Origin of the sequence: Plebeiibacterium marinum (assembly GCF_026013615.1) — a bacterium.
In the GTDB taxonomy this organism is placed as follows: Bacteria; Bacteroidota; Bacteroidia; order Bacteroidales; family Marinilabiliaceae; genus Saccharicrinis; species Saccharicrinis marinus_A.
Genome location: NZ_JAPDPI010000003.1, coordinates 120,706 through 132,544, shown reverse-complemented (window position 1 = coordinate 132,544; position 11,839 = coordinate 120,706). Strand labels below are relative to the sequence as shown.

Genomic DNA, 11,839 nt, shown 5'->3' with positions numbered 1-11,839 from the left:
TCGTTATTACAGACTTGAAAGTTATTAGTAGAAAATGTACTTTTGAAATGCCAAAGTTCAATAAAACTATTGATGAACTTGATTCGCATTATGACAAGTGGTTATATGTGTTGAAAAATCTCCATAAATTGGATCGGTTGCCAGATAAGTTAAAAGAGAAAGTGTTTGAGCGAGTATTTGAGGTTGCAGAGATTGCAAAATTTTCTCATGAAGAATATTTGTCGTATGAAGATAGTTTAAAATACTACAGAGATCTTAAAAACTCCTTGGATACCGCAAAAGAGGAGGGGCATGAAGAAGGATGGAAAAAGGGTTTAGAGAAAGGCAAAGAGGAGCGTACTTCAGAGTTAGTAAAAAGCCTTCTTGAAAATGGCGTGTCTATTGAAATTATATCTAAATCTACCGGTTTAACCGTTGAACAAATTGAGAAGATGCTACAAGGTCGATAGGTATCAATATCAATTATCAATTTCCTTGCTTATTAGAGTCAATAGTCATTAGTCAATATGCTCATTGTTCATTGTTGATTGCTCATTGCTCATTGTTCATTGTTCCCTCTATCCTTCCAACTCACCCAACTTCCTTATTCTTATATTCAGTAGGCGTCATGCCCGTATGTTTCTTAAAAAATGAATTAAACACCGATTTTGAATTAAAACCACTCTCAAAGGCAATAGCTACAAACGACCAGTTTTTATGTTCCGGTGATTTAATGAGCTTCATGGCATATTCAATGCGGTACTCATTAATAAAAGTGTAGAAATTCTTTTGAACCTTCTCGTTTAATACCTGTGATATATAGTATTTTGGTATGCCTGTTTGAGCAGATATTTTATCTATAGAGAGCTCATTATCTTTCCAGATGGCTGAGGCATTTATATAATCTATAATTTTTTGCATGTACGCATTTGCCTGGGCTTCCTTTAAGCTGGAGTGCTTGTATTTATCCGAAACCTCTTCTTCAGTTTTTGCAGGTGCTTTAATTTGAGGAGCTGATATTTTAGGTGAGTTAGTAACAGATGTCAACTGGTTTTGCCTAAACCCAAATATGCCCAATACAAATACAAATACAAGTAACACACCGCTTGATAAATGTTCAAGGCTATGAATTGGTTTATCAAGAAACTTAAAAATGCTTATTAAGATTCCTGCATTATGTAGCAATAAGTAGGCTATAACGATAATAAATAGCCAGTTTAGGTTTATTTTTCCTGAATTATAAGAATAGGCATTTATCATCTGTTTATGGTGATTTTTCATTTTTAATAAAGAAAGAATACCATAAGCCCACAAATTGATGATATAGATATTGCCTAGTATCATTCGTAGTAATACTTGATCGCTGTAATGATCGGCTAAAGATTTAATGTTGTTTGAATCAGGTGTTTTAAAAATAAATAAAAGGAGTAGGCTAATAAATGTAGGTATATAGTGTAAGTAGTCCTTTTTATCAAATCTTTTATATTCGGTAGTAATATATTTTGTATATAAAAATATAAATGGGGGAAATGCTAAGTATAGAATAAGAGAAAATGCCCAAGATTCTTCTATTTGATGGTTAAGCTTGATAATATTTACAACAAAAGTCAACGATAATATCATAAACCAGCAACTGAGTAATTTATCAGCAATATTTACTGGTCTTTTAAAAAATAGTATGATTGAGATTAGAATAGTTTCAACTATACCTATATAAAATAAAGTTGTATTCATGAAGATTATAATATAAAGTTAATTGAGTCTAGAAAATATAAATTTTTAACATTTCATCTTAACTGCAAATGTTAATTACTTTAAATTTATAGTGGCAAATATACATAAAATAGATCATTGAATGGATCAGGAAGTAAAGTTTTTTCTGAGTTGTAATTCACAGTAATATAGGTATATAAGAAATTAGTACGATAGTTTACAATCCATTAGGACGTATAAATAAATTGTGAGCAGAAATGTGAATGATTGTTAAAATGTTTATAAATATGTTTGTATTGAAAGAAAAAAGTAAAGTTAAAATCAGATTGAAATGAAACTAAAATTTATACATGTTTTTGACCTTATTTTTAAGTTTTGTAAACAATTTAAACAATTCACTATGAAAAAGAAATCTATCGGAATGTTATTATTCGTGTTGTCATTGTTTGTTACCAATGGATGGGCACAGGATGATGAATCATCAGCAGATTCAACACAGGTAAAAAAAGGTATTCAAAAGGAAGAAAAGAACCGTAATGTAATGCTAAATGCCGAAAATTCTACAGGTCCACGAACCGTAAATATTGGTTTACCATTTAAGGGTGATTTAATAATAGGGGAGAATGGAGTGCCATCTGTATATTATTTTTATCCTACTAATCCTTTGGCAGCATGGCGTAAAGACAATAGTTTAACTCGTTTGGGGTTATTATCCTTTGAGGAAGGTGCGCTATTATATGGAAAAGTAGGTAATCCGGTAAGATCATTTACCAGAGATGCATCCAGAAAATTTAAAGGATATGCTTCTATTAATTTAACAAGTAATGGTACATCTCGTTATGATGCAACCTTTACAGGATCTTTAAATAAAAATGGACTGGGTTATATTTTAAGTGCCTATAAAAACTTTGACAGGGGAAATGGTATTAATTATCAGTTTACTCCATGGTATGATAATACTACTATGACAAAAGTAGGTATTCAGCAAAAGTATAAGAATGGTAATGTAAAGTTGTTGTATAAAATGGTGGATGCCAGTATTATCATGTCCAATTATGTGCCTTTAATGTATAAGGGAGATGGAGAATTTAAAGAACTGGATAACTTTGATTTAGGAAGGGATTCTTATATACCAGGTAATGGTTTAATCCCATATAAAGATCCATATGGTAATATAGGAACAGCAGATATTTCAAAAGATAAGTATAGTCGTTCGATATCTCATAATCTATATTTAACAGGTGAGCATAAGTTTAGCAATGGATACAATTTATCTTATACCACTTTATATCAGGATATGAATAGCCCAATGGCTGTTATTTTTCCACTAAGTACATCTATTGATGTAAACGCAAATGGGGGCATTGGGAAGCAAAGTGTACTCAACCAACTTATTCCCCAGTCAGAATGTGAAATGTTTAATACAAGAATCCAGTTAACCAAAGAAGCAGGCAAGCACCGTTTACGATTAGGCTTGCATAATCAATATTATAAACGCGAGTACGAAATATATACAGGTATGTACAGTATGACTGTTGAAGCAAATCCTAGAATCTATGCTCAAGATCGTGCTACAGGTTCAATTACATATTTCGATGGCTCAAATCCTGAAAACTTTGTTTCTTCTTCATGGGGAAATGTAGCTAGTAATACATGGAATAAAACAGCGTTATATTTGTCTGATGATTTTTCAATAGGAAGCAGGATTGATCTTGGATTAGGAGTTCGTATTGAGCATCAGAATTATAAGGATGTTCATAACCAGTTCAATGTATCCTATGAAACAGTGCCAGAGGATGAATCGGAATTGATGACTTATGAAATGAATAATAAATGGAACAAGGTGGGTATAGGTAACCTTGTATTTAAAGTGACCAATAATTTTGGTTTTCTGGCTGATGGTTGTTACAATTCTTCATGGGAACTGGATTGGGATTATGATAGAGATGCAACAGGTAGTATAATAAATGCCGATGGTTTATCGTATGGACGTAAAGTAAATCCAATAGAAAAAGAAACTGTAGTTACAAAGTATGGAGCAGGGCTTTATTATAACATTGGGAGCAAATTAAATATTGTTTCAAAAATTACAGGAATTACAAAAACCAATGTTAGGTGTACTGAAACGGGACTGTATAATCAAAAAGCTGAAGCCATTTATGGACAGTTAGCACAGGCAGTAAGAAGTGATTTTGGTCCTGAATATTACGATATTGAAACTATTGGGTGGACTACGGATATTACTGCAAATCCTATTAAGAACTTTAATATTCACTTTTTAGTGACTTTGCAAAATCCAAAATATAAAAATTACTCTTTAACTTATCAGTTTGATGATATTAACTTGTATGGAATGACCATACCAGGAGCAACAGATACTTACAATTATTCAGACAAGCAGGTAGTTGGATTGTCGAAGATCTTATTAGAGATAGATCCTAGTTATAAGTTCTATAAAAACAAGATGAAAGCATGGTTTAGCTTGCGTTATTTTGGAAAACAATATGGTACAGCTTTAAATACAATTAAATATAATCCTTGGTGGGAAAGCTTTGGAGGTTTAGACTATATGTTGAGTCGTAATGTAAAACTAGGCTTAAAAGTTACCAATTTCCTTGATCAACGTGGTATCAAAGGAGATTTGGTTAACTCAATGCAAATGACAGAGGAACCTGCTGCAGGTACAGGTGTAGTTGCTTCGGCTATACGACCACGTCAATTTGAATTATCAGTGGACTTTAAATTTTAATTAATACATAACTTTTAAATATTTATATTATGAAAACGATTAGTAAGATTATTGTAGGGATGATGTTTTTATTTTCTGCTTTTGCAGTAAACGCACAAGCTGAAGAAAAAAGTTTAGTGGATACCTGGACTGTATTGGTTGAAGGTACCCCAAGTGGAGATGCTACTATTATTATAACTTTGGAAGAAAAAGAGGGTAAAGTTGTAGGTGTGGTTAAGCAGGAAGGAAAGCCGGATACACAGGCGACTCGTGTAGAACTTAAAGAGGATGAGGTAACTGTATATTGGGTTTCAGGAGGATATGATGTGTATTGTTATCTTGAAAAAGTAGAAGAGGATAAATTAGAAGGTTCGTTAATGGACATGTTTGATGCCTATGCAACAAGAGGCGTTAAAGAAGAATAGTTGTTAATACCAATGTTATGTCGGGGAGTTATATACTTCCCGGCATACTTCAAGTTGTTATTGGCATTATATATTGTAATAGATCGTTAGATTTTAGATAATAGATTTTAGACTTATTTACAAGATTATTAAAATCAATTATTTATGTATTTAATGCAGCGAAATGTAAAAGCCAAGGTATCTGAAAGTTATATAAAACCACCGAGCTATTGACCTGTTAATTATGTAGCAATATATGTTTTTGAGTATTTATTTTAGTAAGCGAATCGGTTAATAGTATAAAAACGCAAAAATATTGAATGAGAATTGTTGCGCATACACTAATATAGTTAGGTGTAATATTTCAAGGGTATTAAACCACTAACGAATATTCCAAAATAACAGATTGATTGAATAACTAATAGCGATCAGGAAACAAAATGGCTATTTGCCAATATCTATATCAATAGATCGTTAGATTTTAGATAATAGATTATAGACATATTTACAAGGCGCTTAAAATTAATTGTTTATGTGTTTTGCGCTACAAATTGTAGACGCTTGTAAATATGACAGTTATAAATATTTGCCGAACTATTGTATCTAAAAACAAAAGCAACATATTTTATCCATAATAAATAATTATATCAATATCATGTACCATAAATTATACCATAATAACAAATGGGTATTGTTCATTATGCTTACCTGTTTGGTTAGTTCACTGCCGCTTTATGCAGGTGATTTTAGTATAGCAAAGCCTAAGGATATAGCTTTGTCTCCAATACAAAATAGTTACAGAGATAAGATTTGCCTTAATGGAATTTGGAATTTCAAAAAAGACTCTGCGAATCAAGGGGAAAGTCAGCAGTGGTATAATGGTTTAAATCATTTCAGGCAAATAGCTGTACCAGGTAGCTGGAATGAACAGTTTACTGATATGAGAGATTACATGGCATGGGGCTGGTATGAAACAGAAACCTATATACCCCGATCCTGGAAAAACGATAAGATATATATTCGTGTTAATGATGCTACTTACGCTGCAAAAATCTGGGTGAATGGTAAGGCAGTTGGTGAACATGAAGGCTGTCATGTACCTTTTGCTTTTGAGTTAAATAATTATATTAATTGGGAGGCATCCAACAGAATCACCATTAAAGTTGAAAATATATTAAAGCCGGAACGTGTTCCAACCGGAGAAGTGCCAGGGAGTGCGTTCGGTAATTTTCCGAATGCAAATTACGATTTTTTTCCTTACGCAGGTTTGAACAGAAGCGTTGAGCTTTATTCTGTGCCGTCCGTAGCATCTATCCATGATATTACAGTACGTCCCGATTTTGAAGGGACAACAGGTTTTATGAATGTAGAGATAGAGCAAAAAGGTGCTTTATCATCAGGTAAAATCATTGTTGAAGGATTTGGAAAAAAAATAGAGAAATCAGTTTCTTTTACAGAAGGAAAAGCAAAAACTAAAGTTGATATTCCTGATGTTCACTTATGGTCGCCTGAAACACCTGACTTATATGATGTAACTGTACAATTAAGCCAAAATGGTAAAGTGGTTGATTCATACACATTGAAAACAGGAGTGCGTACTGTGGGAGTTACGGAGAATGAAATATTACTAAACGGTAAACCTGTATTTTTAAATGGATTTGGAAAGCATGAGGATTTCCCAATAAACGGCAGGGGAAGTGCATATCCGGTAATGGTAAAAGATTTTGAGTTGATGAAATGGACAGGTGCTAACTCCTTTAGAACAACGCATTACCCTTATGATGAGGAATATTATCATATGGCCGATAGGGAAGGGATTATGGTAATAGGTGAAACACCTGCTGTAGGTTTGTATTTTGCAGGGGATTCTGTACAACTATCAAAACGTCAAAAGACCTGTAAACAATATATCCAGGAAATGATTTATCGAGATAAAAATCACCCTTCCATCATCATGTGGTGTGTGGCTAATGAGCCCAGCGATAAGGCAACTTTGGGCTTTTCAGTGATGCGCAAAACCAAGGAAGAGAAAGAGAGAATGAAAAATATGTTTGCAGAAAGCTTTTCATTGGCAAAGTCTCTTGATCCTACCCGTTTGGTAATGTATGTAGGTGTTATGATGGGTCCTAAAGAGTGGTTTGAGTTAACGGATGTAATTGCCATAAACCGTTATTATGGTTGGTATACAGCCCCGGGAGATGCTGAAACCGGAGGTTATGTTGTGGGCAAGGAAATAGATAAACTACATAAGCAGTTTAAAAAACCTTGTATGATTACGGAGTTTGGTGCAGATACCTATCCAGGATGTCATGATGAACAGGCAGAAATGTTTTCGGAAGAATATCAGGTTGAGTTTATCAAAGCTTATCTGGATGTTGCTGATGAGCGTCCCTATGTTACAGGTATGCATGTATGGAATTTTGCAGATTTTAAAACCTCGCAGGCCATATTCCGGTTTGGAGGCTTCAATTATAAAGGCGTGTTTACCAGGGACAGAAAACCTAAAATGGCAGCCCATTATCTTAGAGAGAGATGGATGAATAGCAATCAAAACAAATAGACAGAAGGTTATGGTACTTAGAACAACAATATATATACTGCTTTTTGCAATATCAATGGGTTTAAATGCTCAGGAATTCAGCAAGGCAAATCCTAAAGACATTGCACTATTCCCACAAAGAAACGAAGTAAGGGAGTTGAAAAAAATATCAGGCATCTGGAAATTTAAAAAGGATGCGGAAGATAAGGGCGTTGAAGAACAGTGGTTTAACGGATTAAAAGATTTCAGATCTATAGCTGTACCGGGAAGCTGGAATGAACAGTTTACTGATATGAAGAATTACAGGGACTGGGTTTGGTACGAAACAACTTCATTTATTCCCGAAAGATGGAAGGATGAGAAAGTTTATATACGAATTGGCGAGGCATCTTATGCAGCCAAGGTGTGGATTAATGGGAAAACGGTTGGGGAACATGCAGGTGGGCATGTACCGTTTTCCTTTAATATCAGTCCTATGCTAAATTTTGGTGCAGAAAACAGAATTACCATACAGGTTGAAAATATTTTTGAATTTGGCAGAATGCCGGAGGGTGGTTTTAGCAGTCAGGCTATTGCCGATCTGGATTATTTCCCATATGGTGGTATTAATCGAGATGTTTACCTGTATACAGTACCTCAAAAGGCACACATTAAGGATATTACCGTTGTTCCTTCGTTTAAAGGGACAAAAGGGTTAATGGAAGTTATTGTTGAGCAGGAAGGAGATGTTGAGCAAGGAAGCATTACAGTTAGTGGTAATGGACATGAAATAGACAAAAATATTCAGTTTGTGGATGGTCTTGCGAAAATCAGCATTAAAATACCCGATGTGAGGTTGTGGTCGCCGGAAGATCCTTATTTGTATAATGTTAAAGTAGTGCTAGGGGAAAAAGAAGAAATTGATAGTTATAGTTTACAAACCGGGGTTAGAACTGTCTCAGTTAATGAAAATCAGATTTTATTGAATGATAAGCCTATATTTTTAAAGGGTTTTGGAAAGCAGGAAGATTTTCCTTTGTTTGGCAGGGGAACTAATAATCCTGTTATTGTGACTGATATGGAATTAATGGACTGGGTGGGAGCCAATTCGTTCCGCACAGCATACTATCCCTTTGATGAGGAGTATTATAACCTGGCCGATAAAAAAGGATTTTTAGTAATTGCAGAATCGCCTGCTGTTGGTTTGTTTGGGTTAAATGATACTGCACAAATTAAAAGTATTGAGGGACTATGTAATCAGTATATGGAAGAGATGATATTAAGGGACAAGAATCATCCATCCATCATCATGTGGGGATTGGCTAATGAGCCCATGGAGAATACAAGACGAAAAGAAGGAGATACCAGCAAAGAGGAAGCCTATAAAATGTTTGCAGACTATATGCAAAGAGCAAAAGATTTAGATCCAACCAGATTAGTGATGTATTTGGGAGATTCAAACGGACCTTCTGACTGGTATGATGTGGCAGATGTGATTTGCCTAAACAGATATGAAGGCTGGTATAAAACTAACGGCAGAATCAATGAGGGGGTTCAGAATATATCAAATGAATTGGATCAACTCCATACCAAGTTTAAAAAGCCTTGCATATTAATAGAATTTGGTGCCGCAGCCTTACCTGGCGCACATGCGATTAATCCTGAAATGTTTACAGAGGATTATCAGGTGGAATTAATAAGAGCTTATATGCAAATGGCAAAACATAAGGATTTTATTTCCGGAGTTATGTTGTGGAATTTTGCAGATTTTAAAACCACATCATCCATTATCCGAATGGGAGGCTACAATTATAAAGGGGTATTTACAAGAGATAGAAGGCCTAAAGCTGCTGCAAGGTATTTAAAGGCGGAATGGAAGTCGGATAAGGAGTAGGGAACAAGTAGAAAGGAACAAGTAGAAGGGAGAAGGGATTGGCAGAGTGCATTGAGCGTAGTGCGAAGAGCAAAGAGCATAGAGTATAGAGTATGGAGCAAAGAGCAAAGAGTTTGTATTTAACAGTTATGTTGTGCTTTTTATGTTGAAAATATATAGTTAATTGGGACAGATATTTTAAGTGCCTGCGTATGGACGGAGCAGACTTAGTAAATCAACCTTGCTCCTCCGCTAAAGCTTCGGCGGCGCACGGAATGTCTTTTATCTCTTATCTATCCATCTATTAAGTAAAAAATAATACTTAAATTAATAAACCTATGAAGAATATCTACAGATTAATATTTGTAATTGTTTGTTTCTTTTTTATTGCATGTAGTAATAATCAAGTCAAGGGTAAACAGGCTGCAGATACAGAAAAGAACGAACTTGTTCAGGTAATAGATTCATTGTATAATGAACCTTATATTGATATTGATGAATGGAGGGAAGAACCAGTAAAGCATCGTTACGTTCATGGGGGATTTAAAGGTCGTGATACTCGTTTTTCATTTTACTTTCCTGAAAAAGAACAGTACCAGGGGCGTTTCTTTCAATATATAACTCCGGTGCCGGATAGTGAAAATCTATCACAAGGAGCATCGGGTGAAGAAGATAAAATTGGTTTCTCGATAGAGAGTGGAGCCTACTTTATTGAAACCAATGGAGGTGGAAAAGATGGTAATCCTATGGCTGGAGGCGATAAAATCCTGGGTGCTTATGGAGCCAATGCCATTTGTGCTATGTATTCACGAAAGGTTGCAGCCGAAATGTATGGTGATCACCGTCCGTATGGTTATGCCTTTGGCGGTAGTGGAGGAGCCTATCGTACAATTGGAGGTTTTGAAAATACTAAAGATGTTTGGGATGGAGTGGTGCCGTTTGTAATAGGATCTCCAATGGCTATTCCAAACGTATTTACTGTGCGTATGCATGCCATGCGAGTACTTCAAAACAAACTCCCTCAAATTGTTGATGCATTGGAGCCTGGAGGAAGCGGTAATATGTATGAAGGGTTAACACTGGAAGAAAGAGAAGCTCTTGCAGAAGTGACAAAAATGGGATTTCCTCCCAAAGCCTGGGTGGCATTTAAAACCATGGGGATTCATGCTTTTAGTGCACTTTACGGTGGTATGCGTATGGCCGACAAAAGTTATTTTAAGGATTTTTGGGAGAAAGAAGGCTATTTAGGATATAATGCTCCACAATCATTAGTTGAAGGAAGGTTACAACATAAATCAAAGATAAAGAGGTTAATATATGCCCATAATGCTGCGGAGGCAGGCTTAAAGGCAGAATTTGCACCCGGTACAGCTCGTGGTTCTGCTGATGCAGCATGGAAAGCGCTTGATGATAAAGGGGAAGAATTGCCTATTGCTTTCCAATTAGAAGATGCACCAAAGAAAGTTCAGTTTTTGGGTGGAGATATAGTCATGCTAAACGGTAGGGCTAAAAGAAAGGAGTTTGCTGCAAGAAAAATTCAAGATGATATTGTGATACTGGGAGAGATTGCTGCAAAGAGAAAATTGGCCAGAGTAAAAGTAGGCGATGAGGTGTTGTTGGATAATTCCAATTTTCTGGCAGCTCAGACCTATCACCGTCATCAGGTACCAGGACCGGAATATAAAGTTTGGGATATGTTTCGTGACTTTAACGGAACACCTATTTATCCGCAACGTAATATAATTCTTGGACCAATTTTTACATCAGGAGCCGCAGGAGCCGTTCCAACTGGGCAGTTTGAAGGAAAAATGATTGTGTTGGAAAATCTTTGGGATACAGAAGCTTTTGCATGGCAGGCTGATTGGTACAGAGATAGAGTTAAGGAATATCTGGGAGATGATATAGATAATCATTTTGTATTGTGGTTTACTGATCGAGCTAATCATGGCGACTTTTCAAATCAGGAGTATCCTACCCACATGGTAAGTTATTTGGGAGTCTTGCAACAGGCTTTAAGAGATTTGAGTGCCTGGGTAGAAAAGGGTATTCACCCTCCACAATCATCAGATTATGTTATTAAGGATGGTCAGGTAGTAGTACCTGAATTAGCTAATGATAGAAAGGGTATTCAACCAACCTTATCGCTATTGGCTAACGATACCGTAAAGGCTGTAGTTAAGGTTAATGAAGAAGTTGAGTTTACTTCGCATATACAAGTTCCTGCCAGTACCGGAAAGATTGTTTCTGTAGAATGGGATTTTGAGGGTAAAGGAGAATATCCGGTTAAGGAAGATTTGGGAGAAGAATTAAAAGCAGAAACAACCCTTAAAAGAAGTTATCAGTTTAAATCACCCGGAACTTATTTTGTTACTGTTCGTGTTGCTTCACAGCGAGAAGGAAATACATCCAGTCCGTTTGCAAGAATTCAGAATTTGGAAAGGGTAAGGGTTGTAGTTACAAAATAGATTAGGACTAAGTTTATAAAGTTAAAAGCTTAAAAGGAACGAGGAAAAGGGAATAAGGGAGATAGAATCAAGAAGTTATTTTAAAAAATAACCACTAAGTCTCCAAGAACACTAAGTGACACAGAGATCATTTTCTTAGGGATTCTTTGTGCCTTTTGT

The 11,839-nt window shown here is 35.5% G+C and carries 7 protein-coding genes; 6 read left to right on the top strand and 1 reads right to left on the bottom strand.

From position 1 onward, the window contains the following. Positions 1 to 14 precede the first annotated feature (14 nt). The gene (locus tag OM074_RS02760) at positions 15 to 449 is read left to right on the top strand and encodes an Rpn family recombination-promoting nuclease/putative transposase (RefSeq protein WP_301197749.1); all 435 of its coding nucleotides are present in this window, start codon (positions 15 to 17) and stop codon (positions 447 to 449) included. Between the two features lie 121 nt (positions 450 to 570). Here OM074_RS02760 and OM074_RS02755 read toward each other — a convergent pair whose 3' ends face one another. Further along, the gene (locus tag OM074_RS02755; RefSeq protein ID WP_301197748.1) at positions 571 to 1,260 is read right to left on the bottom strand and encodes a helix-turn-helix domain-containing protein; all 690 of its coding nucleotides are present in this window, start codon (positions 1,258 to 1,260) and stop codon (positions 571 to 573) included. An 832-nt stretch (positions 1,261 to 2,092) separates the two neighbouring features. Between OM074_RS02755 and OM074_RS02750 the strand changes: the two genes are divergently transcribed. The 5 genes from OM074_RS02750 (at position 2,093) to OM074_RS02730 (ending at position 11,680) form a co-directional block, all read left to right on the top strand. Next, the gene (locus tag OM074_RS02750) at positions 2,093 to 4,441 is read left to right on the top strand and encodes a TonB-dependent receptor (RefSeq protein WP_301197747.1); all 2,349 of its coding nucleotides are present in this window, start codon (positions 2,093 to 2,095) and stop codon (positions 4,439 to 4,441) included. Between the two features lie 29 nt (positions 4,442 to 4,470). Continuing rightward, positions 4,471 to 4,845, top strand: coding sequence for a hypothetical protein (locus OM074_RS02745; protein ID WP_301197746.1), 375 nt, complete (start codon positions 4,471 to 4,473; stop codon positions 4,843 to 4,845). Between the two features lie 634 nt (positions 4,846 to 5,479). Further along, entirely contained in the window at positions 5,480 to 7,384 is a 1,905-nt protein-coding gene (gene uidA, locus OM074_RS02740; RefSeq protein WP_301197745.1) for a beta-glucuronidase, read from the top strand. A gap of 10 nt (positions 7,385 to 7,394) precedes the next feature. Further along, entirely contained in the window at positions 7,395 to 9,236 is a 1,842-nt protein-coding gene (locus tag OM074_RS02735) for a glycoside hydrolase family 2 TIM barrel-domain containing protein (protein WP_301197744.1), read from the top strand. A gap of 317 nt (positions 9,237 to 9,553) precedes the next feature. Beyond that, complete coding sequence (locus OM074_RS02730; protein WP_301197743.1) at positions 9,554 to 11,680, top strand: PKD domain-containing protein; 2,127 nt, start codon at positions 9,554 to 9,556, stop codon at positions 11,678 to 11,680. Positions 11,681 to 11,839 lie beyond the last annotated feature (159 nt).